Origin of the sequence: Echinicola marina, assembly GCF_020463795.1 — a bacterium.
In the GTDB taxonomy this organism is placed as follows: domain Bacteria; phylum Bacteroidota; class Bacteroidia; order Cytophagales; family Cyclobacteriaceae; genus Echinicola; species Echinicola marina.
Genome location: NZ_CP080025.1, coordinates 3,944,568 through 3,970,107, shown reverse-complemented (window position 1 = coordinate 3,970,107; position 25,540 = coordinate 3,944,568). Strand labels below are relative to the sequence as shown.

At 39.7% G+C, this 25,540-nt stretch carries 23 protein-coding genes and 1 pseudogene; 5 read left to right on the top strand and 19 right to left on the bottom strand.

Annotated features, from left to right (window positions below):
- Positions 1 to 78: 78 nt before the first annotated feature.
- On the top strand, positions 79 to 222 hold the full coding sequence (locus KZP23_RS15880) for a hypothetical protein (RefSeq protein WP_226332770.1): 144 nt from the start codon (positions 79 to 81) through the stop codon (positions 220 to 222).
- A gap of 78 nt (positions 223 to 300) precedes the next feature.
- On the opposite strand, the pseudogene KZP23_RS15875 reads toward KZP23_RS15880, so the two are convergent.
- The 7 genes and pseudogenes from KZP23_RS15875 to KZP23_RS15845 form a co-directional block, all read right to left on the bottom strand.
- Positions 301 to 1,529 (bottom strand): annotated as a pseudogene (locus KZP23_RS15875) (IS256 family transposase).
- A 365-nt stretch (positions 1,530 to 1,894) separates the two neighbouring features.
- Positions 1,895 to 3,193: an outer membrane protein assembly factor BamD gene (locus tag KZP23_RS15870; RefSeq protein WP_226332769.1), complete on the bottom strand. Its 1,299-nt coding sequence runs from the start codon at positions 3,191 to 3,193 to the stop codon at positions 1,895 to 1,897.
- Between the two features lie 6 nt (positions 3,194 to 3,199).
- On the bottom strand, positions 3,200 to 4,729 hold the full coding sequence (locus tag KZP23_RS15865) for a hypothetical protein (protein WP_226332768.1): 1,530 nt from the start codon (positions 4,727 to 4,729) through the stop codon (positions 3,200 to 3,202).
- Positions 4,730 to 4,872: 143 nt separating this feature from the next.
- Positions 4,873 to 5,058 (bottom strand): hypothetical protein, encoded by a 186-nt coding sequence (locus KZP23_RS15860; protein WP_226332767.1) that lies wholly within the window; start codon positions 5,056 to 5,058, stop codon positions 4,873 to 4,875.
- An 11-nt stretch (positions 5,059 to 5,069) separates the two neighbouring features.
- Positions 5,070 to 6,257 (bottom strand): hypothetical protein, encoded by a 1,188-nt coding sequence (locus KZP23_RS15855; protein WP_226332766.1) that lies wholly within the window; start codon positions 6,255 to 6,257, stop codon positions 5,070 to 5,072.
- A gap of 30 nt (positions 6,258 to 6,287) precedes the next feature.
- Positions 6,288 to 6,848: a hypothetical protein gene (locus tag KZP23_RS15850; RefSeq protein WP_226332765.1), complete on the bottom strand. Its 561-nt coding sequence runs from the start codon at positions 6,846 to 6,848 to the stop codon at positions 6,288 to 6,290.
- Between the two features lie 454 nt (positions 6,849 to 7,302).
- A complete protein-coding gene (locus KZP23_RS15845) occupies positions 7,303 to 9,330 on the bottom strand; it encodes an NHL repeat-containing protein (protein WP_226332764.1) in 2,028 nt (675 codons plus the stop codon).
- Between the two features lie 684 nt (positions 9,331 to 10,014).
- On the opposite strand from KZP23_RS15845, the gene KZP23_RS15840 reads away from it, so the two are divergent.
- Both KZP23_RS15840 and KZP23_RS15835 read left to right on the top strand, forming a co-directional pair.
- Positions 10,015 to 10,320 (top strand): nucleotidyltransferase family protein, encoded by a 306-nt coding sequence (locus KZP23_RS15840; RefSeq protein ID WP_226332755.1) that lies wholly within the window; start codon positions 10,015 to 10,017, stop codon positions 10,318 to 10,320.
- Positions 10,310 to 10,471, top strand: coding sequence for a hypothetical protein (locus KZP23_RS15835; RefSeq protein WP_226332763.1), 162 nt, complete (start codon positions 10,310 to 10,312; stop codon positions 10,469 to 10,471). Before KZP23_RS15840 ends, KZP23_RS15835 begins: the two co-directional genes overlap by 11 nt.
- A gap of 84 nt (positions 10,472 to 10,555) precedes the next feature.
- On the opposite strand, the gene KZP23_RS15830 is transcribed toward KZP23_RS15835, so the two are convergent.
- The 7 genes from KZP23_RS15830 to KZP23_RS15800 form a co-directional block, all read right to left on the bottom strand.
- Positions 10,556 to 10,897, bottom strand: a complete 342-nt coding sequence (locus KZP23_RS15830; RefSeq protein WP_226332762.1) for a DUF5615 family PIN-like protein — start codon at positions 10,895 to 10,897, stop codon at positions 10,556 to 10,558.
- Complete coding sequence (locus tag KZP23_RS15825) at positions 10,897 to 11,118, bottom strand: DUF433 domain-containing protein (protein WP_226332761.1); 222 nt, start codon at positions 11,116 to 11,118, stop codon at positions 10,897 to 10,899. Before KZP23_RS15825 ends, KZP23_RS15830 begins: the two co-directional genes overlap by 1 nt.
- Positions 11,119 to 11,346: 228 nt before the next feature.
- The gene (locus KZP23_RS15820) at positions 11,347 to 12,264 is read right to left on the bottom strand and encodes an IS1595 family transposase (RefSeq protein WP_226332760.1); all 918 of its coding nucleotides are present in this window, start codon (positions 12,262 to 12,264) and stop codon (positions 11,347 to 11,349) included.
- A 208-nt stretch (positions 12,265 to 12,472) separates the two neighbouring features.
- On the bottom strand, positions 12,473 to 12,940 hold the full coding sequence (locus KZP23_RS15815; RefSeq protein ID WP_226332759.1) for a DinB family protein: 468 nt from the start codon (positions 12,938 to 12,940) through the stop codon (positions 12,473 to 12,475).
- Between the two features lie 321 nt (positions 12,941 to 13,261).
- Entirely contained in the window at positions 13,262 to 13,855 is a 594-nt protein-coding gene (locus tag KZP23_RS15810) for a zeta toxin family protein (RefSeq protein WP_226332758.1), read from the bottom strand.
- Between the two features lie 3 nt (positions 13,856 to 13,858).
- Positions 13,859 to 14,020, bottom strand: a complete 162-nt coding sequence (locus KZP23_RS15805; RefSeq protein WP_226332757.1) for a hypothetical protein — start codon at positions 14,018 to 14,020, stop codon at positions 13,859 to 13,861.
- A 770-nt stretch (positions 14,021 to 14,790) separates the two neighbouring features.
- The gene (locus KZP23_RS15800) at positions 14,791 to 15,498 is read right to left on the bottom strand and encodes a tetratricopeptide repeat protein (RefSeq protein WP_226332756.1); all 708 of its coding nucleotides are present in this window, start codon (positions 15,496 to 15,498) and stop codon (positions 14,791 to 14,793) included.
- Between the two features lie 366 nt (positions 15,499 to 15,864).
- Between KZP23_RS15800 and KZP23_RS15795 the strand changes: the two genes are divergently transcribed.
- Together KZP23_RS15795 and KZP23_RS15790 are read left to right on the top strand one after the other, a co-directional pair.
- Positions 15,865 to 16,170 (top strand): nucleotidyltransferase family protein, encoded by a 306-nt coding sequence (locus KZP23_RS15795; protein ID WP_226332755.1) that lies wholly within the window; start codon positions 15,865 to 15,867, stop codon positions 16,168 to 16,170.
- On the top strand, positions 16,160 to 16,477 hold the full coding sequence (locus KZP23_RS15790; RefSeq protein WP_226332754.1) for a HepT-like ribonuclease domain-containing protein: 318 nt from the start codon (positions 16,160 to 16,162) through the stop codon (positions 16,475 to 16,477). Before KZP23_RS15795 ends, KZP23_RS15790 begins: the two co-directional genes overlap by 11 nt.
- A 993-nt stretch (positions 16,478 to 17,470) precedes the next feature.
- Here the strand turns inward: KZP23_RS15790 and KZP23_RS15785 are convergent.
- From KZP23_RS15785 to KZP23_RS15765, 5 genes are read right to left on the bottom strand one after another with little or no spacing between them, the layout of a single operon-like run.
- On the bottom strand, positions 17,471 to 18,124 hold the full coding sequence (locus KZP23_RS15785; protein WP_226332753.1) for an HIRAN domain-containing protein: 654 nt from the start codon (positions 18,122 to 18,124) through the stop codon (positions 17,471 to 17,473).
- Entirely contained in the window at positions 18,121 to 19,188 is a 1,068-nt protein-coding gene (locus KZP23_RS15780) for a HipA domain-containing protein (protein ID WP_226332752.1), read from the bottom strand. Before KZP23_RS15780 ends, KZP23_RS15785 begins: the two co-directional genes overlap by 4 nt.
- A 25-nt stretch (positions 19,189 to 19,213) precedes the next feature.
- Positions 19,214 to 20,521, bottom strand: a complete 1,308-nt coding sequence (locus KZP23_RS15775) for a restriction endonuclease subunit S (protein ID WP_226332751.1) — start codon at positions 20,519 to 20,521, stop codon at positions 19,214 to 19,216.
- A complete protein-coding gene (locus KZP23_RS15770; RefSeq protein WP_226332750.1) occupies positions 20,514 to 22,151 on the bottom strand; it encodes an HsdM family class I SAM-dependent methyltransferase in 1,638 nt (545 codons plus the stop codon). The genes KZP23_RS15775 and KZP23_RS15770 overlap by 8 nt, the downstream gene beginning before the upstream one ends.
- A complete protein-coding gene (locus tag KZP23_RS15765; RefSeq protein WP_226332749.1) occupies positions 22,148 to 25,222 on the bottom strand; it encodes a type I restriction endonuclease subunit R in 3,075 nt (1,024 codons plus the stop codon). The genes KZP23_RS15770 and KZP23_RS15765 overlap by 4 nt, the downstream gene beginning before the upstream one ends.
- Between the last annotated feature and the right edge of the window lie 318 nt (positions 25,223 to 25,540).

The window sequence follows — 25,540 nt, the reverse complement described above, 5'->3', positions numbered from 1 at the left end:
GAAAACTAATCTTATATATTACCACTACTGTTTCTGGTGCCGTTGTGCTGGGCTCAGGAAACTATTGAAGTGGAAAAAGTGGGTAAAAAAGAAATTGCAGAGGCAAAAGCGAAAGGTGAGGAAATTATTTATGAAAAACCATTTAATAAATTAGAAAATAATCAGCCAAAAAAAGGTAAAGGTATTCGAAAATTGATCCACCTGCCCATGTTTGTTGTATAACGGGGGGAGTGTTAGCTAAACTCTGTCCTTTCCTTTCCCTGGGGCTAGCCCCAGGGAAAGGAAATTTCCACTAAATAATCAGGTTTCCGTATTGATATCCAACCGGAGCCTCCCTTCAAATTTAATGGCCAGCTGCTGGACTGTCAAGCTCCAGTTCTGTAAAGGGGTCGTCCATTTTTTCTCGATCCGCTGTGTGGCCAGATAGACCAGCTTTAGAAGTGCCATGTCACTGGTAAATGCCCCTTTGGTCTTGGTGACCTTTCTGACCTGCCGATGGAAGCCTTCCACAGCATTGGTGGTATAGATCAGCTTCCTGATGGGCGGTGTATAGGCAAAGAAGGCACTCAGTCTCTCCCAGTTGTCGTTCCAGGAACGGATCACTATGGGGTATTTCTTCCCCCACTTTTCTTCCAGGTCCAGTAGTGCCGACTCGGCCAGGTCCTTTGTCCCGCCTTATAGATCTTCTTCAGGTCACCGGCAAACTCCTTTTGGTTTTTGCTGGCCACGTACTTCAGGCTGTTCCGGATCTGGTGGACCACGCAGAGCTGGATCTCTGCTTTCGGGAAAACCGACCCGATCGCCTCGGGAAAGCCCTTAAGGTTATCGGTACAGGCGATCAGGATATCCTGTACTCCACGGTGCTGCAGGTCGCTGAGCACCTGTAGCCAGAAATTCGCCCCCTCGCTTTCGGAAAGGTACATGCCCAGTACCTCCTTCTTCCCTTCACGGTTGATCCCCAGTACATTGTACAGGGCCTTATGGCGTACCTTCCCTTCCTCACGTACCTTGAAGTGCATCGCGTCAAGCCATACGATACAATAAACCTCTTCCAAAGGCCTGTTCTGCCATTCCTTGACCTTCGGGACAACACGGTCGGTAATATCGCTTATCACCTGCGTGGAGACCTCGGTATCGTACATGTCCTTAATGTACCCGGAGATGTCCCGTAAGCTGCTGCCCAGCCCGTACATCCCAATGATCTGCTTCTCAAGGTTGTCGGCAAGGATACGCTGGCGCTTCTCGACGATCTTCGGTTCAAAGCTGCTGTGCCGGTCCTGTGGGGTATCGATCTCCACTTCGCCCAGGTTGCTCTTCACCCGCTTGCTGCCCTTGCCGTTACGTTTGTTGCCAGCACTGCGGCCCGCATCCCCGTCCCGAAGATGGGCATCCATCTCCGCCTGGAGGGCTTCCTCCAAGAACTCCTTTAACATCAGCGACAGGGCACCGTCCTTGCCGAAAAGGGACTCTCCTGATAAAAACTGGTCCAGTACTTTCTTCTTAAATGCTGATTCTTGTTCTTCTCTCATACCTCTATCTTATAAACTTTAATTGATTTTCAAAGTCTCAGACAGAGTTTAGATTACAGTCTCTAAAGGTATTCGAAAATTGATCCACCTGCCCATGTTTGTTGTATAACGGGCAATATGCCCCCTTTTCTTAATTCATGGAATAGTTCCGGTTCGTTTATTCCCATCACAACAACCTACCCCACAACCACTTGCGTTATTTTAATTTTAACCTGTGTACCCTTAAAAGCGTATTCGTAGTGTACCGTAGCAGAGCCATAATTGTCATTTGAAACGGAAAAGGTGCCATTGCCTGAATGTGTAGCACCTTGTTCCCGGCCAAATACTTGTATCCCCACCATCCCCATCAAAAGGAAGTAGATGTTTTAATTCTCTCCCCTTATGACAAGGTAGAAAAAGCCTTTTTCGTCTTTTATGCTTTGAGATGAATAGTCCAGTTGAGAGCCCCATTTTAATCCCAATGTACCTTTCCCCCTCTTTATTGTAGAGGATTTTCCAAAGAAAACACCATACTCTTCTTTATTCAAAGCCCCCTGAAAAGCTGGTGACATCGATTTGAAATCAATGGCTAAACCCAATTCATTTGGGCTGCTCATACCATCCTCATTTGGTCTGTTAAATGTGGTACAAGGATATTTATAATATTCATACACATAGTAATTTTGATATTGGAAGCCTTTTCGTTTATTACCCCCTATAATTTTTTTTATAGTATCTACCCGCTGTTTATGCCCACCTCTCAATGCATACTCTAACTCTGATTCCGTGATAACATCAAATATTTTATTGGTTTTCCCATTTAATAAGCTTATAAAATCCATGACTTGGTCAAAGGTCAAAGCATATGGGCTTTGACCTACTGGATAACCAGTCTTGAGATCTAATAAAACGGTAAGATCTCCTAATTTACCATGGTTGATATAAACTGATATTCTTCCTTCATTGAGATAATTTACCCAGTAACTATTATCATTTGACATTATTGCCCATAAAACTGCTGCTGTTATTGGTTGATTAATAACCTGATAATCGTAGTCCATTTCGATTATTCTCTGGTCTACTTTAGGATCATAATTATGAAGCTCGGCCGTGCGTAAAATTTCCACGTCTGACAGCCTATGTGGGAAATATCTTTTCACGAAATAGGGATTTCTATATAGGTTTCCTTTCTTTACTTCAATTAAGTTATTGCAAAAAGCTTGGACAATTACTTCTTTGGCTTTGGACTCGTTGTGTTTCTGTTTACTCACAGTTGTATTCCATTCCTGTGAAGTTGATGGAAGACTTTTAAGATACTGACTTATCTCATAAATCTTTTTGTATTTATCTTCCAAGCCCTCAATATCATAATTGGATAAATAGAATTCGCATTCATTTCTTAAACCATTGGCCGTCTCAAATCCTTTATAAATTTTGTCATATCGATAAATTCCTACTACAAAATGGCTTTTGGCTAGAATTTTTAAATAGAGGGTCTTGGGATTTTTCAACCCTTTTTGTTCCAGCTCTTCGAGTTTGGCAATACAATCGAAATATTTATAATTCTCGTAGTCTTTCTCAGCCTCTTCAAATTTGAGTTTGTCTATGGTACCCTGTGCCTGTGCGGCGATACTGCCGCAAACAAAAAGGAAAAACAATACGATACTTTTAAATGTATATCTCATTGATTTTTATTCTTTAATCGGGTTGCCCCAATAATCCAATTTAATCTCTTTCTTTTCTTGTTGCTGCATTTGTGTTTTTTGCGGGCTTGTGGCGTTTATCCTTTTTACCGGATTTCCCCAATAGTCCAAAGTTTGTTGTTTGTTGCCGGAAGTGTTTTGCTGCTGTACTTTGGTATTTTTGCCAGGGTATGAAATGTCTTTTATTCTAACCCCTGTGCTTGTCATGCTAATTCTAAAGTTGTTTAAAGCCCCCTGTGCTTCCTTCTCCGAAGTATAATAACCATGTATGTACTCTGAATATTCACTAAGTTTACTTATTTCCTCTTGTATGGTCGTTTTCATAGGCCAAGTTCCGTCAGGGTACTGCCCTATGGCAAATACGTTGGAAAGATAAATATATGGTGACTCTTCACTGAAGTCGTAAGCACCCGTATAAACAAAATAAAACAACATGTTACTGTTTACCTTTGTAGCAGAAGCGGGAAGTTCTCCCATAGGGAAATGTTTGAGCACATTTTTTCTGCTTTCAGCAAGGTTGTTTTTCCTTTTTATTTCTGCTAATCGTGCATCACGCTCAATCCGTTCCCGTTCATTCCGTTCTTTTTCCTCCCTAATCATCCTTTCTCTACCCGTTTCTTCTCTTTCTCCATCTTCTTCTTCGACAGCCCCCTTGTTTTGGTACAATTGGTTAAATTGTTTACTTATGTTGTTGTAATTTTGCCTTTCAGGTGTGTTATTAAGGTTGTTGTAAGAATTATTTTGCCTGTTTCTGTTTAGTGTATTTAGATGGTAAGAATTGGCATTATTTCCCCGTATATTATTATTGCCCTGGTTGTTTATTGAATTGGAATTATCAGTGATCCTGTTATTGTTTTGTTGAGTATTCACCTTTTTGGAATAGGCATCACGTAGCCATTCAACGTCTTCTTTCCAATAGCCGATAGATACAACATTTATTGCCGTACAATTTATACTAATTTGGTCTATACCAGCTTTGATCATTCTATCGATGCTTTCGCTGCCCAAATCTTCTATATAAGGATTTGACATAACATCGTTGTACATTACAACAGTTTGTGAAAAATTATTCGTGCTGCCGCTTATGCTACTTTTTGAACCACCATCTATCCATAATCCCCTGCTAAAGTTATGCCCGTAATATCCCGGTGGGAACATTGGGTGGCTAGTCGTTAGTCCCTTTCCGTTATAGGTATATCTGATGACCGATCCATCTGGCATAGTTACTTCTACATTATCAATAATAAGTTGTCCTTTTGCATAATATTGTACAAGATAAGGTGTACCTGTTTTTTCATAATCTTCGCCATATTGCCTGTAATCAGAAAAATATGCAAAACTACCTGTTACACTTCCTACCTTTAAATGGGGAATAGAATTGAGTGAGGATTTCACAACAGTAGCGATATTGTCTGTACCAATGATATTGATGTCACGTACTTTGACATTATTTTGGCCATATCCTGCTATAACTATAAAAATTGCCGCAATAAACATGATGATATTTTTCTTATTCATAGAATTACATTTATGTATCCATAATTAAATGTCCTTATAAAAACCCAAGCATAAGAATTCATTAAACTTGCCTTTAAAATGAAGGCTCCTCCTTACCCATACCTACCATCCCTTATAATCAGTCTAGTACTACTGCCAGGTCTTTAGATTCGATCCAACTCCTTTTCGATCACAAAAACTTCCTTGAAATTATCAAAGGCAATAATATAATATGCTATCATACCACCACCTACTATCTTGACGGTGCCCTTATTGCCTTCTTTTAGGACTGTCTCTCCAAATGTCAAATCCCTAATGGTCCTTACCCTATCACCAACTTTAAATTTCATATCCCTTATTTTTATTCCGTGTTTAACTGCTTCTTATAAACCGCATATGCCTTTTTGATGACCAATATGGCTCTTTTCTTTTCCTCATTATCGGCATCATCACCGTTAATGATAAGACTTTGGCTCCTAAGCACTGCCATAAATGCAGCAGTTTCCCGTTGAAACGCTCTCTCTTCCTCATTCAGCTGCTGGCTTTTCAGTTCATTATCCAGCTCACTTGTCAAATCCAATGACTCTTCCTCAGGGACAGTCCCCGTAATTTCCCCTTGAGAAGTATTGCTTATGGGTATCCCTGAAGCATAGGTGAGGTATTTGATCCCTTGATTAAGTACTTTAAATGATGTTTTGATCGATTCGCCAGCATCCATCCGGACTCCCTTCACGGTAAAAGATCCAGGAGACTCCATCTTGACGGCAATATCCGCATTGCCAAAGAAAGTCCTAACAGCAGTTTTGTTGTACCTTGCTTTTACCCCGTCACTTTTGGATTCATAATCAGGGTCCCGGATATCCACATTGGTTTTGTACTTCCTCCAGTATTTCCCGGGAGCTTTGGCGATCAAAGAAGCATATCTATCCGATGAAATTGAGCCCCCAAAAGAGGTGCTCAGGTTTTTAGCAAGAACCTTTTCATAATCAAATTTTTCTATCACCTTACTGATTTCCCTCTCATCTAAATCCAGTCCTGCTTGGCCGTTGGCCTCGAGAATATTTTTTAAGTCCCTCAAAAAACTGCTTTCGACTAAACCGGCATAATCCCTTAAATAACTTTCTGCTTCTATTTCCAAGGCTTTAACTTTTGTGAAGTCAGCCTTTTCATCGCCTACCTCTCCTTTGTCCAACTCTACCAATGCCTCATAATAAGCCTGATGGGCTTCAGACAAGGCGCTTTTAAAAGCATCGACATATCCCTGGAGAAAATACGTCCTGTTTTCTTTGGCAATAACATCTTTTCCCACTTCAGAAATCAGCACATTCAGCCTTTTTTCCACATCATTGACGATTTTATTACTTCCGGTTACTCCTAAATTATGCTCCAGCCTAGCTTTGGTTTCACTAACCTGGTGCTGTTTGTATTCCAGCGATTCTTTAAATTCCAAATGGTCAAACACATCCACCGTCATCCTCATACTGGAGTAACATGAAGTCATCAAAACCACGGCGATCAGAACAATGAACGAATTGATAATATATTTCATGATCATAAGTTTTAAATTAAAAAATGATTCTTATCGGAGCCGTATGTTTCTGGAATAGCCTAAAAAAAGCTCAATATAGGCTTTGGAGTTTTCCAAATTTGCTGTGTCAAGATTTAAAATAATCTCATCTCCCAAATTCTGCATATGCACCTTTTGGTCAAGAAGGCTTTCCTCCTGGGCACTCAACTTGGCCTGCTCCCTTACTATTTCCTTGTTGGCAAGTTTGGCCACCATTTCCAAGACCCTTTCATTCTCTGCATAGCCTCCGATCTGCTCGGCTACGATATCGGAATTCGTTGACAGCAAAAAGAGCATCTTTTTGTTGCTCAGAGACTCCTCATTTTGGCCTGGATCAAGCTTTGTTAAAGGCTTATCCACCACTTTAGCAGAATCGGGTCTGGCTATTTCACCGAAATAATAGTCCACGGCATTTTCATCAAATGCTCCCGACATATACCGGGAACTGGACAGGAACGCTAGCTGCTTGATTTTTAGCCTATAATAATTCTCTCCCTGCTTAAAATAGTGGAGTTCCTTCGAAGACTGGCAGCTCAACATAATTATGGCAAGCAATAAAAGTATATATCTCATTTTCTTTTCGTTTACTAAAAATAACCAAAGCATTCCTTACAAAAAATACCCATTTCAGGGTATTTTGCAAAGTACCAATACGATCGAAAAATATAATTAATATCCCTAATTCCTTATGATGAGGCTTTTTCTTGGGTTTAAAACTCATTACAAACCCTATTGACAATTCATGTTTCCTTCAAAACCAAAGAATCCCCAAAACAAATAAAACATCCCACATAGAAGTAACGAGCCTGAAAAAATCAGTCAGTAACTGTTTTTAGCGAATAGCCAGCTTGCAGGGCAGCCCCTATCGTTTAAGAGGTGATTCCCCCTTCCATGTCTACAAAATAAAATCAGGATATTCCCTAAACATTTCCACCATCCGGCCCCTCATTACTACTACCCGTTTTCAGGAATTGGCATCGAAGCTGTCCTCCCGTTTGCGTGGGACGGATCCTAACCGTCTTCACCATTAGATATCTTTAACTGCGCTAACCGGACCGATAACAGGAGTCTGAACTGGCTTAGCTATTCCGTAAATTACCAATACACCTGAACCTCCTCCCCATGTTGAAAAGGCGGGATCCGGTTTCGCTTCCATTACAGTTTGGGGCAGGTTCCAGTTATTGGCACACCATATATTCCCTGCCTGATCAACGACCACATCAGTCAGCATCTGAATACTGCCGGAACAAATGGTGTGAATCACATCTCCTGTATTAAACGCTTCCGTACGCCCGCTCGGTGAAGCTCCGGTCATGAATGATACTCCTCTGCCCATAAAGTTGGCCACCCAAACATCATCATTTCCATCAACTGATACCCCCCAGGGTGCATTCAGTTCACCATCTCCATAACCCTTCAAATTAGACCCATGAGTGCTTTTATCAACCATGTCCTTTGGATCGGCATCAGAGGGAACCATAAAAACAGAACCGGTTTTATGGTTCCGTCCTACGGTTTGTTCAAGGTGAGGATAGCCAAGGGCAAATCCTTCAATTATAGAGACGCCGTCTGTAGGAGTTGTAGAAGGAAAGTCTGGGCTTGTATTACAGGCTACCCAACAATTCCCTTTAGAATCAAGGGCCACACCACGTCCCCCACCTGCAAGGATAAAACGTTCCACCGGTGTGTTTTTTTCAGAAGGAGAATAGCGTACCAAGGATTTACCATTCGTATTACTGATCCAGACCCGATTAGCATCATCTATCGAAACTGCAAATGGCGCAGAAAGAGCGTCGTTAAGATCCTTATCCACCACAACCCTACCTCTGGAAAGATCCCCTTCAGGGAAATGAAGCATCTTATTGGATGAGGTCGCTACAATCCAGATATCACCATTCGGTGCTACCCCAATGCCTTGCAGCCCCCCGATTTCATTTAAGGCTTCCCCCAGGTCTGCAGGAACCTTGTCAACTACAGGAGCACCGTCTTCCAGCCGGTATGCACCAATTGCCCCGTTAAAACTCGTCACCCAACAGGTATCATCTTTGGTGACTGCCGTTCCCCAGCCTGCGCCGTCCACCCCCATTCCCGTGTAACCGGTAACTGGCGGGGACAGCAATCGACCGGTCGAATCAAGCTTGACCAGCCCTCCTCCTATACCTTGATAAACGCCATTTTGTGCCCCTGGCATCCAGTTCAATCCGGTCCACAAATTCCCCTCTTCATCCAAAGAGAGCTTTCCGGGTGCACAGATTCCACCTTGGCCAAAAGCCAAAATCATAGCAAAATCTGCAGGGGCAAAACTTAAATAAGGTACAAAAGGAGAACTCCTTCGGCTGACGGGGACCTTACTGTTGGGCTTTGCAGGGAAACCATCTTTTGGCTGTGGGTAGGCCTTATCAAAAAGATGATATAAATCTGCTGGATGTGCCCAGGGAGATTGGGCAATACCTATCATCGCTTCTGCAGTATTCTCTGGCCGCTTACCAGCTAACGGTGTGGCGTATTCTAAAAATTCATCCTGCCAGTCAGATCCCTCTATCTGTACCGTACCATAAGCGGTAATTAGTGCTGAAAGTGTATTCAACCGTGCCAGTGTCTCATTCTGTGTGATGTTGAATGGGTCCATTAACACATCACCCCAGGAGCCCGTGACAGGATTGACAAGATTGGGGGTGTTTTTGGCAGCGATCGTAACTCCATGTAGATTTCCCGACAACTGAAGTCCGTTAAAAAACTGGGCACAGGTAAAAGCGGAGGCCACTGTGGTCAGCTCATTCACCACTACCCCATTCTTTGCTATATCCTCCCGAAAATTAGGCGAAAGTACAGACAGCATTACCACTTTAGCATCATCCAGTTCTGCGGTAATATAGAGGATAACACCATCTGATTCAACAGTAGCTTTTATGGTAAATTCACCTTTCATTTCTGCTGTCACAATATATTCCCCGATCGAAGCTTTATTATTCGCCTCCCACAATTTAACGGATGCAGTAATATCACTGGAATGGTTAAATGATAAACTTCCTTTAACAGTAATTTGATAAGACATGGCTTTGATTTTAAAAGTTATTTTCGATTCAAAAATTATTTAATCCTTAAAGTAAAGAATACTGTATCTTTTTCCGGTTGCGATTTTGTACTTCATTGCCTAAAACAGCTCGGACATACCCAAATACCTACTTAAAATACACAATCCCTTCGGTCAAAATCTTGTTTTCTAAAAATACAAAAAATTCTAGTTTTAGCACAAAACTCTACCTTTTTGTCAAATGCTAGGTATTCCATGTATAGTTAATATATCCAAAAAGTTGGCCGGTTCTCCGACATCCCTCTATTTGCCCTCTTTTCTACAACCAGTAACCCTAGATTATTATTCGTTCAGCACTGCAGAAATCACAAATACCAAGATTATTAGGATGAACATACATGCTTCATTCATTAAGGTGGAACCTGCCCTTTTTTAGGGTATATTACCCTTAAAAACCTCTTCAAAAAGTACCACCTTTTCTTAGATTTTAGCCAAAAGTAAACGTATAGTATACTAGAGGTATACTAGGCATGGGAGCATCCATAGGGGGACGAGCGTAAAGAAAACAGTCAGTGACTATTTTTAGCGAGTAGCCAGCTTGCAGGGCAGGCACTCTCGTTTAAGAGGTAATTACTATGCTAAGCAACAATAACCAACTATTCAGTTAAAACTTTATTGCTTATATTTGAGTTAAACTTTTACGATATGGTGGACTTAATAAAAAACAACCAGCAGGCACTGATCGCTTTGTGCAAAAAGTACGAAATAAAAACCATGCATATTTTTGGATCAGCTTCTACTGATCAATTTAATGAATCAAGTGATATAGACATATTAATTGCTTTTAAAGAATTACCCTTCGAAAAATACACAGATAATTACTTTGGTCTTCATGAAGAGCTAGAATATCTATTCTCCAGAAAAGTCGACCTGATTACAGAAAGGTCACTCAGCAATCCATACTTTATTGAGGGAGTGGAAAAAACTAAGCAGCTTCTATATGCAGCATAATGTCAAAAAATACCTTTTGGATATTGCTACCTCCATCGAAACCATCAATGAGCTTCTTGGTGATCAAAGGGATTTCAAAGCATATGAATCCAATAAACTTTTGCGAAGGGCAGTAGAGCGGGAACTGAATTATATACTTCTAGAATATTAGGGGAATGAGGCATACCTCACATAGTCGAGAGCTCCTTTATCGTCTAGCTAAGTTGGATACTATTGAAAGTCTTGTGTAAAGAAATCAATCGATTTCCAAGCATGCGATTTCTTCTTGATCATCGGATAATATAAAATCAGTAATCACAGATTGCATGCTAATCATTTTTTCTGCTATGCTTTTGGTCGTGGTATTGCCCATTCTCAACCATATGATCTTGGGTGGGTGACCTTTTATATTTGCCAGTTCATAAAAGTCCGCATCAAAAGTGATAATTGTATAATCATTTTCTTTTGCGTATTCCCATATTTTCAAATCACTGGCATTTTCCAAGCCTAGCAACCGCACCTGTTTGACTTCTGGATAATTATCTTTTAACAGGTTAACTATCCGGAAAGAAACATTTTGGTCAAACAATACTTTCATCAAGCCACCCTGATTTTATGCTCCCTGTCAGCAGCATAGGCAAGACAGGCTTGAATCTGTTCCTTCTTTATTTCGGGAAAATCTTCCAGTATCTCTTCATAGGTCATCCCATTGGCTAGCCAGCTAAGTACATCATAAACAGCTATTCTGCTTCCTTTTATTACGGCCTTTCCAAAACGGATATTTGGATCTATGGTGATATAGGCTTTATAATCGATCATTTATATATGCTTTTTTAGAAAGATACGAAAAAACTATTTTAGGGTTAAATATTTATCTGGCATAAGCTTAATACTACAATTTCCTTAACGAGGCATGGGAGCATCCATAGGAGGGACGAGTGTAAAGAAAACAGTCAGTGACTGTTTTTAGCGAGTAGCCAGCTTGCAGGGCAGACCCTACCCTTTTCCCCTCTAAAACCACCAAATAAAATTATATGTGTATCCGTTTTACTGCACGTATGGGTAAGTGCCCGCAATAACGAGCCTTTCAAAGAGTCCTTTGCCAAAATATCTTCGGTTCAATCTGTAAACAAACTCATTTAAATAGTTCTGTAAATATTTATAAGTTATCATGTGATATACCCCCAACAGGGTTCTTTTAAGATTACTGATTGCTTTGTGTACCCATTTTAAGGTGTCGTTTACGGACTCCTTTCCCGATGGAACGGCCAAATGGGTGGCCACCACTTCCTCTATTTTCGAGTAGGCCGTGTTCTTGTCTGTAAACAGTACCACATCCCCTACGGTATTGGCCCGGATAAAGGCATTGACACTCTCGCAGTCCACTTTGTCCATGACCCTCATTTTGAAATAGCCACAGCGCTTTGTTTTCTGCCCGGAATCCAGGTCTTCCAAGGGTACCGATTCGGCCGCCACCGCTACTGCGGTCTGTTTCTGGCTGCCTTTTCCACGTTTAAGCTGACCCAAGATCTGGTTCTCCTGTACGGTTTCCATATAACACTCGTCATATTCAATCATGTCACTGAGGATATAAAGCTCATCTCGTTGTCCCATGGCTGACCGTATCCTGTGCATCAGACGGAAAGTGGTCTCATATCGGCTAAGCCCCAGTTGCCGCTGGAGCTCAAGGCAGGAAAACCCTTTCTTGGTCGCCGACATAAACAGCATGGCCAATAGCCAGATACGGAGCGGAAGCTTGCTGTTTTCCATTACCGTCCCTGATTTAAGAGAAGAACGTCTCCGACAACTGCTGCATTCGAAAAACCTGCCGTTGGCAAACCAATAGTGTCGGGTTATCTTCTCACTGTTTTTGCACCGTATACCGCTTTTCTCACGGTATTTCTTGATGTATTGTTCACAACTTTCCTCATCTGGGAAATGGCCCGTAAATTCTATAAGGTTCATAGCTTTTCTTGTTTTTATGCAAGAAAACAACTATCCTGATACCTTGAAATTTAATGACACGTATTGTCATATTTTATTACGTGCACTCTTACGGATACACATATAAAATTAAGACCTTCCCATACCCTCCAAAGTTAGTTAATAGTTTATCATTTCATCCCTGCCTGACCACTTGCATATAGATTTTGTTAACTGTAATTTTTAGAAATTAATCCCAAATAAATGGTCGCTCTACTCCCATTCCTCTCAGGTACGAAATTAATTGCCCCGCGTGGACAGATTCATGATAACCTATTCGTAATAAATATTGTCCGAGTGGTTTTAATTCCCCATTACCGGGATGAATAATTTTAGTGTCAATAAGCTCTTTGTCTGAAAACTTCTGTACACTATTTAGAAATATTTCTCGATGCGGTTTGGCAAATTCAAGCTCATCCTCAACACTCTGAAATGGCCTATTCTCACAAGGAGTGCTGTAGGTTGACATATCACCATTATTAATGATAATATTCCAACCGTAGTCAGCTTCCAGGACGTGCCTAACCATTTCAATTGCAGTCATGGCATTTTCATCAGGTTTCCAGTTATAATGACTTTTGGGGAGTCCCTGCCAGAGTGCTATGCTTCTGCGCCTTATTTCTTTAAAATTTAAAATGATTAATTCAGTTTGAGTCATTATATAATATCGAAAAGTGTATTTTATTTTTTCTTAAACTTGATTATTACTCGCTTCCGTTGGACCTAATACTTCATTTATATCTTGGATGGACACTGGGCCTCTACTAGACATCCGAGCATCCATATGAGCCTGCTACCAAACCACCAATTAAAATTGGGACGTTCCCTAGACGTTTCCACGACGTCTCCTCGGCGTTCCCTCTATGTCTCCTCTTTACTACTACTTACTCACGAGAACTAAATTCGTTCTACATAACGTGAATTACAAATTCCCAGGATATTATGGGCATTGGCTAATTCAGCTAGTCTCAACTATTCATCAACTTGCTGAATATAATGCGGGAATTACATCTTTAAAAAAATGAGGCAGATGGTCTTTTTTAATTAGTTTCCCCTTTTGAAACGAAACACAATATTGGGGAGTCCTATTATAAAATGAACTGTTGAACAAATGTAGGTTGTCAAAAAATTCGAAATGCTTGTTTAAATTGGCATATCCCTCTCTGAATCTTTTCTCTATCTCAGCATCAGGAACATAATGTCCATTATTTTCCACTCTTATGGCCACCCTTCTCTTTGCTTCAGCAATTGAATCCAAGCAGAAATAGATCATATTCACCTCATAATGATTCTTTTTAAAGACTGCTGGCCAATGTAATGGAGTAGAGTTGAAATTAGTTTCATAAGAAAATGATTGACGCCGGTCTATTGCCTCTTGGATTTGTTTTTCCAACTCCCCAAAAGCCATATTATGCGCCATCGTTTCTTGAAATTCAGTAGGGATTAGCGATTGGTAAATGCGCAAATAATGTTTGTCATAATCAAACACTTCTACCGCATCAGGAGATAAAACTTGTGAAAAAGAAGATTTGCCAGCTCCATTACATCCAGCAATTACTAAAAGTTGAGGCATGAATTATTTAAATTGAGGAGCTATTTGAGGATGTTTGTTTTGGATTCCCATAGCCACGTTATTTTCATATACCTTAATTTCCTTCCTTATTTTAGGCATTTGTGACTTCATCTTACGTTTGAAGTTTTCTATCTGTCTAGTGATATCGTCTTTCTTTTCCTTCATATTACAAAGTTAGTGAATTTCACGAAAAGTGTTTAAACATTCCCAATCATTACTAATCAGCTATTTATAACACAATGAGATAAAGTTTGGACCTTCCCTAGACATTCCAACTACACCTTCCCTTTATTACCTCCTTTTCCCTGAAGAAACGAAATACTCATCGAAATTCCATTAATTGGCCTTTGGAGCATTCGGTTTTGGGACAGTTGACGGGGGCGTTAAAAAAATGAGTTAGCTCGCGAAGTGGGCGAGCTAGATCCACTCATTTTTAGCCAACAGCAAGTGGCACAAAATTAAATTGAGGCAATTGAATTGTTATCGGTAACCAAATTTTCTCAATTTGGATATCTTGCCCGCCGTGGCGGGAGGCTCCACGGGCCAGTCCCGATAGCTATCGGGATTTGGTTCTTTTCATCAATAGCCTGTCCCGAAAGCTTTCGGGAGAAATGCAGAGCATTCATGAAGACCATTAAAACTATTCTATCCCTGAATAAAAGAACATAAGATAACCACGAAATAAAATTTGGACGTTCCCTAGACGTCCCCACGACGCCTCCTCAATGTTCCCTCTATGTCTCCTCTTTACTACTACTTAGTACTTCCCTTGTAGACACTTAGGGGTTGTCTTGGGGATACCTTGCCTTCAGGTAAATTATTTCTTGGAAATATTATATACATTAATAAACTTGCGACAACTATAAAATCAGGAAACACGAATTACAAATTCCAACGATAGTACGATAGAGTAACATACTCCATCCAGACCAGGGTTAACTGTTATTTTTTATCCTTTTAATTTTTTCATCCGCGTAACCACAATACCATTTGATTGGACAATCTTTTTTAAACTGTATATAAATACTGATTAATGAATCTTTATCTGTTTTGCCCATTAGCTCAATTTCAGAAAGTTTTCTGTTCCATATTTTGTTAGTCCGACGCATTGAATCAATAGTTTCTTTCGGATTGTATATTTGTTTGGGAAATCCCAAATCCTCAATTATTTGAAGAATCATTTTTGGGTCATAATCAAATTTCTCATTAGTCTCATTTAATAAATCGGTATACTCTCCAAGAATATTCAATCTTTGAAATGACGATTCAGCAGCATCTAAATTATTTATTGCCCGGTCTACCCAGGTAAAAGATGCTGAATAGTTATTAATATGTCTGTTGCATCTGATTAAAAGTCCGATAATATGGAAATAAAGAAATGGAGCATCTTCAGGATTTAGATTTTCTATCGCCTTTCTAAAAAATGGAATTGCCGATTCATATTGTTGAGCCTCCCAGTAAATAAATCCGATTTCATTGTTATATCTGGTTTTAAAGACCCTGCTGTCAAATGATGATTTAATGGTTCGAGTATAATCCTTGATTAAATTTATTTTTTGTTCAAATTGTTCAGCACCAAAATCCCTGACCAGTTTGAGCACGATTTCTCTAGGTAAAAACTCTCTATTGAATTGTTCTTTCATTTTTATTTCATTTGAAAGGTAACGAGTCTATAAACATTGCGAATATCCCTCTTCTAAAACTAAACAATCCCCAAAATAAATAAAATACCCCACATAGGGTATATCTTCCATAAAACCCTCCCCAAAAAGTACCATAGTTTCTAAGAATTTAGCCAAAAGTAAACGTATAGTATACTAGAGGTATACTAGGCATGGGAGCATCCATAGGGGGACGAGCGTAAAGAAAACAGTCAGTGACTATTTTTAGCGAGTAGCCAGCTTGCAAGGCAGGCACTCTCGTTTAAGAGGTAATTACTATGCTAAGCAACAATAACCAACTATTCAGTTAAAACTTTATTGCTTATATTTGAGTTAAACTTTTACGATATGGTGGACTTAATAAAAAACAACCAGCAGGCACTGATCGCTTTGTGCAAAAAGTACGAAATAAAAACCATGCATATTTTTGGATCAGCTTCTACTGATCAATTTAATGAATCAAGTGATATAGACATATTAATTGCTTTTAAAGAATTACCCTTCGAAAAATACACAGATAATTACTTTGGTCTTCATGAAGAGCTAGAATATCTATTCTCCAGAAAAGTCGACCTGATTACAGAAAGGTCACTCAGCAATCCATACTTTATTGAGGGAGTGGAAAAAACTAAGCAGCTTCTATATGCAGCATAATGTCAAAAAATACCTTTTGGATATTGCTACCTCCATCGAAACCATCAATGAGTTTCTTGGTGATCAAAGGGATTTCAAAGCATATGAATCCAATAAACTTTTGCGAAGGGCAGTAGAGCGGGAAATGGAAATAATAGGAGAAGCTACCAACCGTCTATTAAAAATCCAACCGGACATCGAAATTTCTGATGCCAGGAGAATAGTCAATCTTAGAAATTGGGTAATCCATGCTTATGAGACAATGTGGACGATATCATTATTTGGGGGATCATTTCCAAAGACCTTCCACTTCTCCATCAACAAGTAAAAAAATTAATCGATAACTGATAAGGCTAGCTCTTCAATCAACTATCCCAAGCCACTACCCTTTCTTCCTTCAAAAACCACCAAATAAAATTTGGACGTTCCCTAGACGTTCCCACGACGTCTCCTCGATGTCCCCTCTATGTTTCCTCTTTACTCCCTCTAAAGCTCCTTCCCCAAACCTCGTCATTGCGATCCCGGTTGACCGGGAGAAGCCCGCCTTCCGGAGGGCAGGCAATCTCATCTCCAATAAACAATCTGTTGTCCTGCCAGCTGAGCTACGCCACGGCGCACAGGTGCAGGACCACCTAAAACTGAGTCTCTGACTCAGCTACTTTTATCCTTCATTCCAATGCAATCTCATCTCCAACAGTCAACACACACTTTACGCCCTTACCGAACTACCCACCCTCCCAATTCACAATTCCTCAATTCCCCGATTCGACAGCCTGGCTGCCGCAAGGCAGGTTCAACAATTAACCGATTAAACTTCCCTCTCCCCCCATCTCCCTAGCATCTTTCTACCATCTACTTAGGGGATGTCTTGGGGATACGTTACCCTCAGGTAAATTAATTCTTTGAAATGTTATATTTTTTTCTACAACCTAGAGACAACTATGAAATCCAGAAATAGGAATATAAAAAATTCCCAGGATAAAAGGTTGAAGTGGCATACTCATACCCAATCAGAGATTCTCTTTTAATAAATATCCTATCATGGTCGGTATCATGGTCGGGATCATGATCGGTCAACGTTCATGGGCGCCGAAGGATAACTGCAAAGTTATGATTATCTTCAAATTCAGATGCTTTCCAACCCTCTTTCAGCAGTATAAGCATGCCTTTTCGATATGCCGGTGCCAAAGCTTTCGATAGCTATGATATGGAACCTACACTTGACTTAAAACCAACTGCGGATAAGAATTGTAAGACTCCTTTAATTCGGGTCATATCCAATTTTTAAAGAGGTCAGTAATAAAAAAAAGTCTGTGCCATTTTAAGCACAGACCTTTACAAATATCCTTTTGATAGTTCCATTCTGCTCCACCGCTTTTACTTTTATTTTCAGTGGCCACTTACTTCTATGAAATACCTTCGAGTGTATACGCTTAATATAACCGACTTCCTTGTCTCCTTTTAGAACCTTTACCGCAAAGCTGTCTCGAGGATTTTTAGGTTCTAATTGATAGGTCAATTCATCTCCAGTCTTAACTGTATTTGGTTCAAGTTTAAGTTTGCTTAAGCTTGCTAAATCAGTAAGGAAGCGTAAATCCTTTATCGGGTTGTATTCTGCCAAAAACTCAAAATTATCAGTAGGATTCAAACCTTGGGTATGGGCCAACATATAATATTTGTCTTCTTTATACTTAGGGTCTATTTCCCAAAAATCATAGAAGTCCTTTATATCAGCCCTTTCAGATTTCATGATCCGCTGCCCAAAGGATTCCAATACTCCCTGCTTATACTCCTTTTTGACATCAGGAAATTCCGTATAAGGGGAGAAACCATCCTTTGCAGCTTTTTCAACCTCCTCTTTCAAGTACCTAAAAGACACACCCTCAGTAGCATTTCTCTTCAAAACACCTACTATGTATCGCCTTTTTCCTTGCCCTTCTCTCCAGGTTAAATAAATATGCCCGATTTCTCTCATTTATTGGATTGGTATATCGCTTCAAGTTTTCTGAACCGCAAAATTAGTAATTTAATAATCATCTCTTTCCTATCTGTAGGTAATATTTTTGGATTGCCCATTTTGACAAGTTCTTGATCAATATTATTAACAATTTGTTCTATTTTCTTTTTATCAAATCGCTTGACCATTTCTTCCAATGACTTTAAAACCATAGGTTTCAATTCCTCATCCTCCAAAATAGATGTCACCAACTCAAAATGGTTAACTTTTTTTCCTTCCCAATGTATTTCAGATTTTCCTTTATCGATGTACTTGTTTAATGCTTTGTCATCTCTTAATAAGATGCTAACCTTTTCATCCAATAATTCCCTCCCAAAACAACAACCACTGTCATAAATCTGTGCAAAACGAGTTTCCTTTGGTAACATTAATTGAGCATGTTCAACTTCCTTCCTAATCTTACCTTTCTTGGTATAAAAAAAATTATAGATTTTTTTATAAATATATGGATATGCTTTAAACTGATCTTTTTCATAATCCTTTCGTACTTCGGATAAGGTTTTTGTCATCATTGAATGCTCATTAATAACAGCCCAATTTTCCTGATGGCGATCACTATTCCCTATCAGGGCGTCAAAAACAATAATATTGATAATATTCTGTGTGTATTGGGGAAGATCAAATGAAGAAAGGGCCTTAATGATTAAATCAAAATTATATCGGCTTCTAGTGTTGGAATCCTCTGGCTTAAAGGTATGATCAAAGGCTTGTAGATATTTTCCCCCCTCCACTAATTCCTCTGATTCTGGGTCTATCATTGATTTAGAAATACAACCTACCACCTCATTTCTAAGGGCAATATGGTAAGGCAATACATCAAAGCCCAAAAACTCCCCTACTTCGTAAGCAATGATCTCGGACCAAAATTCATGTTGATAGTCCATTTTACCCTTCCTATAGGACTGTTTGAAATAATAAATCGTCCCATCTTCCGGATTTTGGTAGATCTTCTTATCCCTAGTACCACCCGTATTCCACCATAGCTGTTCACTCCAAGAATCTATTTCATATAACTTTGCCATTACAAAAATTCAATCATTCAAAAAATTATTGCTTCCCATACCCCACTTCTGGCTCAGCAGCAACATTAAGATTATAAACGCTTTCCTCCGCATCCCTTACTGTAACCTGTCCATTCATTAGCATAGGTAAAAGCCAGTCTCGTAAAGTGATTAGTTCTTTATTCTCAAAAGATCTATTTATTATCATATTATATAGTCCATCAGCTACATCATAATAATTCAATAAAATATTGTTAGGGGGCAGTACAATTGGTGATTTGTCAATTGTACCTTTATTAATATGTGGCTGTTGTGCCCCTGTTCGTAAGGACATATAACGAGGTATCTCGTTTTTTAAATATGGGTAAATAAACGACGATTTGTAAATTTCAGATTCATATATCCCTACTACTGATTGGTTTGCACAGGCTTTTATAGCTAAAATAGAAGGCCTTAAGTGACGAGTTATTGAAATGACACATGTTCCAATTGGCATTAAAGTAGTTGCAGAGTTGTTTACTCCATCAATTGATATATGTTCTTCTGCTTCAATGATTGGAAAATTAGCTATCTCACCAGAACTTAGCCACGGAATATCTCCTACCCAAAACGAATCCACTTTTGTTGAAGGGGTTCCTCCTAATTCTGTTTTTAGAAATTTTCCGATTTTACTCACCTCCCACCCCTCAGGAATCTCCCGCTTTAGTTCCTGGTTATAGACCATTTTTCCACCGGAGGATTTATAAGGTTTTCCTGTCAGTTCTGGCTTGCCAATGGACTTGGCATATTCTTCAGAAATGGGGAAATCAAACTGTACAAACCAGTAATCGTACAAGGTCTTGGCCATCTGTTCCAACTCTGCATTGATGCGGTTGTTAAGGTCTATTTTGACATCCATCACCTTTAATAAGGAACTGATCAATAATTGATCCTTTTCTTCTGGAAGGGTAAATTTGAATGAATTAAGAATTTCTCTTGTTAAATTAGGGAATGTAGATCCACTCGTTGATTTTAATAAAGAACTTAAATTTAATTGTATCAGATATTTAAGAAAATGTGTGTAATCCTCACCTTTAATGTGCCGGATTGAAGCTAGCCCTCTTCCCAATGCATATTTTCGATCTGCCAAATTCATTCTACCTGTAGTCGAACCTCTTACACAAAATAGAATATCTCCTTTTTTGGAAAATTTATTGCCCTTTATTGTGAATTGATTAGGAATTGGATAATGTATTCCAAATTCTGTAGGCCCATTTAATAATGGAACACCATTTCTATCCTTATTGCAATACTCTCCTTTTGGAGATTGCCCCATTATTATTTCCGCAATCTCAAATAATGATTTCCTATTCATATTCCGCTCTCTCTAGGTAACTCAATATTTCATTACCTAATTTATCTGACTCAGCAAAAAGCCGACTTAAATTGCTTTTAAAGTCCTTCATTTTGGCCTCAAACTCCTCATGGGTGATATCCACATATACGATCTTTACTTCGAAGTACTGGCCTGCACTAAAGCTGTAATTTTTGGCTTTGATCTCCTCATAGGTAACTACCACAGAAAAATCATCCACTGCCTCTTTCTGATTAAAGGTCTTGATAATCTTATCTTCTTCCTGCTCGGTCAGTACCGTTTTTTGGTTTTTGCCATCCTTGATGGTTTCTCCCAAATTGGATGCATCGATCAGCACCACCTCTTCCTTATTGCTATCATCGATAAAGAGTATAGAAACATTGGTGCCTGTATTGGCAAAGATATTACTCGGCATGCTTACTACTCCTGCCAGCATCTTTTGTTCCACCAAACGCTCCCTGATTTTCTTATCGATCCCACTTTGGGCCGTAATAAATCCAGTAGGCACCACCACAGCTGCTTTCCCTCCTTTATTCAGACTGTACATAATATGCTGAATAAATAAAGGATAGATAGCCATCTTATCCTTGGCCTTTTTGGGCACTTTGGCAATCCCTGCAAAAAAGCGTTCATGGTTTTCCTTGGTATCTAAATCTTCCCGGATGTCTGAGAAGTCCAGCTTAAAGGGAGGATTAGACACGATATAATCAAACTTGGCCAGGTTTCCATTTTCATCCTTATGATAAGGATCAAGTAGGGTATTACCCTTAATGATATTTTGAATGGAATGTACCAGGTTATTCAGGATTAGGTTCAGGCGCAATAGACTGGAAGACTTTTGGGAAATATCCTGGGAATAAATGGTGCATCGATCCTCCCCAATGGCATGGGCAATGTTCATCAGTAAGGTCCCGGACCCCGCACTGGGATCATAGCAGGTCTTATTTTTCAATTGACCTTGCTCTTCCTCCGGTACCATAATGGCTGCCATGATCTTGGCTACCGCATGGGGTGTAAAGTATTCTGCATATTTTCCCCCACTATTGCTATTGTAATCCTTGATCAGGTACTCAAAGATCGTTGCGTAGAAATCAAACTTCTGATTAAAGATATGTTCAAAGCTAAAACCTGTCAACTTATTGATCAGGGCCCTACAGAAATCATCCCGCTGTGAAGTATCAGAAATGTATTCACTTAGCCGATCAAATAAGGTGACCTTGGCTCCTCCAGCTGTTTTCACGGAAAATATATCCGTATTGGAAATAGCAATATCCCTTAAAGTATCATCAAAGGTCTTGGCAAAGTCTGCTTGGGCCTGAATCTTAAACAAATGGGAAATAAAGTGATGAGGCCTAAGTTTGGCGGTAGCTGCATCCAACTGCAATAAGAGCATCTCATAATCATCTTCCGAAAAGTCACTAACTACCTGCTCCCAGTTTTCCGATTTCGCCAATGATTCATCGATTTGCTTCAGTTCATAGGCGAACTTGTCATTCATAAATTTGTAAAGAAATACCTGGGTAATGATCTTAAACTCATTCCCATCATTTCCTAGGCCATATTGGGCACAAACAGCCTTTAGGCTATCAATTAATTCCTTGGTTTTGTTTTGAAAATCTATGGATGTCATGCACTTACTCCGTTAAACTCATTCATATATTCTTTTACTACCAGTCCATTGATGTACTTGGTAGAGGCAGCGTCTAGCTTGATTTTTTGTTCTTTGACAAATTTATTGATCACCATCTTGACCATCATCTGGTCAAAATAACTTTCATTATTCAGGATGCGGGTATTTTGCAATACCGTTTCATCTGCTTCCGCTTTGATCAATTGTAATGCATCAAACAATTGGCTTTCCTTTTGAGTAATCCCTCCTTTTTCCTTGATCCGCTTATGGATACGGGCATATTTCTCGTCCTTTTGATATTTGGACTTTAGCAAATTATTTTCTCTGTTCAGTTCTTTGATCCGCTCGTGGATTTTCCTCAGGCTATCGATATTGACCTTCATCTCCTCCTGGTTTACCTCGCTGAGCTTTTTACTTTTGAACAAACGTTCCAGCTCTTCCTTAAGTGAAATAAAGTAAGGGTCCTTCTTGTCAAAGTTCCTTTCCAAGGCTTCACGAGTGGTACGCAAGGTGGTTTTAAGTTCATCTGCCAGTACCAGTTCTTCTTCCCCTACCTTGGTAAACATAAAGACCATATCCTCCAAGGCTGCATTTAGCAGGTTTGAAGTATCCGCTTCATTTTCCAGATTCTCCTTTTGATGAAGCAAGTCCAAATGATTCTGAGCTTCCCTGTACAATAAGTTCAACTTTTGGAAATCGACCTTTTCCAAGAGGTCATAATGTCCAAATAATCGGATCAGGTTATAGAGGCTTCGGGCATCTGACAAGGATTTGGTAATTTCCTGCATCTGCTTGATGTCGCTGATCTGGCTAATCTGCTGTGAAAATACCTCGGCATTATCTGTGTCAAATCGAAATAACAACTCCCTGATATCGCCTATTTCTTCCTCTATCTCCTCTTTGGATTTGAAGAGATTGGAATAATGCTCCATTTCATCTCCTAGCTCATCCTGTAGCTCATCAAAATAAGCTCTATTCGTAGCGTCAAACTCAGCACGGATATCGGCAAAGTCCACCACATAACCATAACGGAAGTCCTTATACGTCCGGTTTACCCTGGTCAGTGTTTGAAGCAAATTATGCCTTTTGATAACCCTGCCTAGATAAAGCTTTTTCAGGCGCTTGGCATCAAAGCCCGTCAGTAGCATATTATAAACAAACAGAATATCAATCTTTCCGGCCTTATATTCCTCTACCAAATCTTTGCGCTCCTCTTTATCACCAATATCATGAAGAATTAGCGCAGCAGTCCGCACCTTTGATTTTTGTTTATTAGATTTTTTATACGGTCCTTCATCTTCTGCTGCCTCTGCTCTTTCCACCTTTTCGATCTCTTTAGGGGCATACTTTTCCTCAAAGATCTGGTACATTTCCTTGGCCTGCTCGGAACTGTCGCAAACCACCATGGCCCCTACACTATCATCATTAAAGGTGATCCTACTGTTCTGGAAGTCCTCAATGATGTATTCCAGCATAGGCTCCACGAACTTTCGGTGTGCAAAAATAAGTCTTTTATCCACATCTCCCTTCAAAACTTCCACCTCTTTCAAGGCTTCTTCCAGCACCATCTTATAGTTAGTGGATATCTCTTCACGGATCAAGCGCAAAGTATAACCATCGGCTATGGAAGCATTGTAATAATACTTATGGATATAGCCTCCAAACAAGGCTTTGGAATTATAGTCAGTCCCCAGGAGTGGCGTACCAGTCAAGCCAATTTTCACGGCATTACCATCTGACTCCTTCAGATTGGCCAAGAAGCTTCCTTTGGGATTATAGCTGCGATGAACCTCGTCTAAGAAGTAAACCCTTTGGATATTGATATCATAATCATTTTTTGAAATCACCTGGGGATCATCCTTGAACTTCTGGATATTGACCACAGTAATTTCCGGTTTGCCTGAGTGATTATGTATAGCAGTGGTCTTTTTGATCTCTCTGGCAAACTCCTCCCTTGAATTCACACTGTGTACGATCAAGCCACGACTTGAAAACTCCCTCTTAGCCTGAATCAATAGATCCAAACGATCTACGATAAAATAGAACTTGGGTACCACCGATTTCCGCTGATAGTAATCGGTCAAATGCTTGACATTATAATAGGTCAAGGCAGTTTTCCCGCTCCCTTGAGTATGCCAGATAATGCCCTTTTTAATCCCTTCATCCAGTTTATTAGCAATGGCTTTTGTCGCAAAAATCTGAGGGTAGCGCATCACATGCTTTTCCAAACCTCTGCTCTCCTTGACATAGGCAATGGAATACCGAAGCATAAAAGCTAAGCGCTCTTTGCTGAAAAGCGAAGTAGATAGTCTATTGGTAGGTGTATTCGGGTTTTTATTGGTTTGGAATTCAGGGTTGTGCTTGATGATAACCAGGTTGTTATCCTTTAAGATAAAATTCTCTATTTCCTCATTTTCAGTAAGCAAAAGGTTGTCAATGTCAAATTCTTCCTCCTCTCTGAAGTAGTTAAAGATGGGTTTGCTATAAGAGGGTGAAGCATAAAAAGCCCCTTGAATAGGTTCCGGTGATTCATCATCATATTCCATATTATTGGAAAAGACCATCAGCTGGGTGATGTTGACAAAACGCCTAAATTTCTTATTACCAAAACGACTATTGATCCTATTTCTTTCTGCAATGATCCCCTCCCTATTATTGGGCTTCTTGACTTCGATAAATACCAGCGGCATACCATTAATCAGCAATGTGATATCAGGTCTAAACTCATCATCACCGTTTTTGCAGGGAAGTTCCGTGACCACATTAAAGGTATTATTATCAAAATTCTCAAAATCGATCAGCTTGATCCCAGATCTAGCGGTTAGCTTCTCATAAAATGCCTTGCCAAGATCCTCGTTATCCAAGCTCAAAAGGGTATCCTGCAAATAACGACTTATTTCTTCCTCATCGGATTCTGGATTGATCTTACTTACGCCCTCCTTAAAAATCTCAGGAAAAATATTCGTATTGATATCCCATCTGCAATCCTTCAATGATAAATAATTGTAGCCCAGTCGGGTAAGATGGATCAATGAAGGGATCTTAACTCTTGAATCCTCGTTAAACTTCATTTACTAGTTGTTGGTAAAAAATGTGAATTTCGAATATACAATTTTTAGGAAAAATATGCTCGGATTTAAAGAGGAAAAGCATGGTCATTTAAAAATGTAATTTTCACTCACCCCACCCCAGGGCTACTTCCATTCGCTGCTCCGGTACCACCAAGTCAAAAAGCCGATGCAAAAGAATGACCAAAAGTGCCAATGGAAAGTGTTTTCAGCATGGAGGTTAGCAAATAGGTAGTCAAATGAACATATCCTCTACTTGTCATTTTAGCAATTTATCCGGAAACGGGAATTACAAATTCCCAGGATAATAGGGTGAAGTGG

Bases quoted from the DNA above. Each gene is read 5' to 3' on its own strand.
- KZP23_RS15870 (WP_226332769.1), bottom strand. From the start codon at position 3,193: ATGAGATATACATTTAAAAGTATCGTATTGTTTTTCCTTTTTGTTTGC.
- KZP23_RS15865 (WP_226332768.1), bottom strand. From the start codon at position 4,729: ATGAATAAGAAAAATATCATCATGTTTATTGCGGCAATTTTTATAGTT.
- KZP23_RS15860 (WP_226332767.1), bottom strand. From the start codon at position 5,058: ATGAAATTTAAAGTTGGTGATAGGGTAAGGACCATTAGGGATTTGACA.
- KZP23_RS15855 (WP_226332766.1), bottom strand. From the start codon at position 6,257: ATGAAATATATTATCAATTCGTTCATTGTTCTGATCGCCGTGGTTTTG.
- KZP23_RS15850 (WP_226332765.1), bottom strand. From the start codon at position 6,848: ATGAGATATATACTTTTATTGCTTGCCATAATTATGTTGAGCTGCCAG.
- KZP23_RS15845 (WP_226332764.1), bottom strand. From the start codon at position 9,330: ATGTCTTATCAAATTACTGTTAAAGGAAGTTTATCATTTAACCATTCC.
- KZP23_RS15840 (WP_226332755.1), top strand. From the start codon at position 10,015: ATGGTGGACTTAATAAAAAACAACCAGCAGGCACTGATCGCTTTGTGC.
- KZP23_RS15835 (WP_226332763.1), top strand. From the start codon at position 10,310: ATGCAGCATAATGTCAAAAAATACCTTTTGGATATTGCTACCTCCATC.
- KZP23_RS15830 (WP_226332762.1), bottom strand. From the start codon at position 10,897: ATGAAAGTATTGTTTGACCAAAATGTTTCTTTCCGGATAGTTAACCTG.
- KZP23_RS15825 (WP_226332761.1), bottom strand. From the start codon at position 11,118: ATGATCGATTATAAAGCCTATATCACCATAGATCCAAATATCCGTTTT.
- KZP23_RS15820 (WP_226332760.1), bottom strand. From the start codon at position 12,264: ATGAACCTTATAGAATTTACGGGCCATTTCCCAGATGAGGAAAGTTGT.
- KZP23_RS15815 (WP_226332759.1), bottom strand. From the start codon at position 12,940: ATGACTCAAACTGAATTAATCATTTTAAATTTTAAAGAAATAAGGCGC.
- KZP23_RS15810 (WP_226332758.1), bottom strand. From the start codon at position 13,855: ATGCCTCAACTTTTAGTAATTGCTGGATGTAATGGAGCTGGCAAATCT.
- KZP23_RS15805 (WP_226332757.1), bottom strand. From the start codon at position 14,020: ATGAAGGAAAAGAAAGACGATATCACTAGACAGATAGAAAACTTCAAA.
- KZP23_RS15800 (WP_226332756.1), bottom strand. From the start codon at position 15,498: ATGAAAGAACAATTCAATAGAGAGTTTTTACCTAGAGAAATCGTGCTC.
- KZP23_RS15795 (WP_226332755.1), top strand. From the start codon at position 15,865: ATGGTGGACTTAATAAAAAACAACCAGCAGGCACTGATCGCTTTGTGC.
- KZP23_RS15790 (WP_226332754.1), top strand. From the start codon at position 16,160: ATGCAGCATAATGTCAAAAAATACCTTTTGGATATTGCTACCTCCATC.
- KZP23_RS15785 (WP_226332753.1), bottom strand. From the start codon at position 18,124: ATGAGAGAAATCGGGCATATTTATTTAACCTGGAGAGAAGGGCAAGGA.
- KZP23_RS15780 (WP_226332752.1), bottom strand. From the start codon at position 19,188: ATGGCAAAGTTATATGAAATAGATTCTTGGAGTGAACAGCTATGGTGG.
- KZP23_RS15775 (WP_226332751.1), bottom strand. From the start codon at position 20,521: ATGAATAGGAAATCATTATTTGAGATTGCGGAAATAATAATGGGGCAA.
- KZP23_RS15770 (WP_226332750.1), bottom strand. From the start codon at position 22,151: ATGACATCCATAGATTTTCAAAACAAAACCAAGGAATTAATTGATAGC.
- KZP23_RS15765 (WP_226332749.1), bottom strand. From the start codon at position 25,222: ATGAAGTTTAACGAGGATTCAAGAGTTAAGATCCCTTCATTGATCCAT.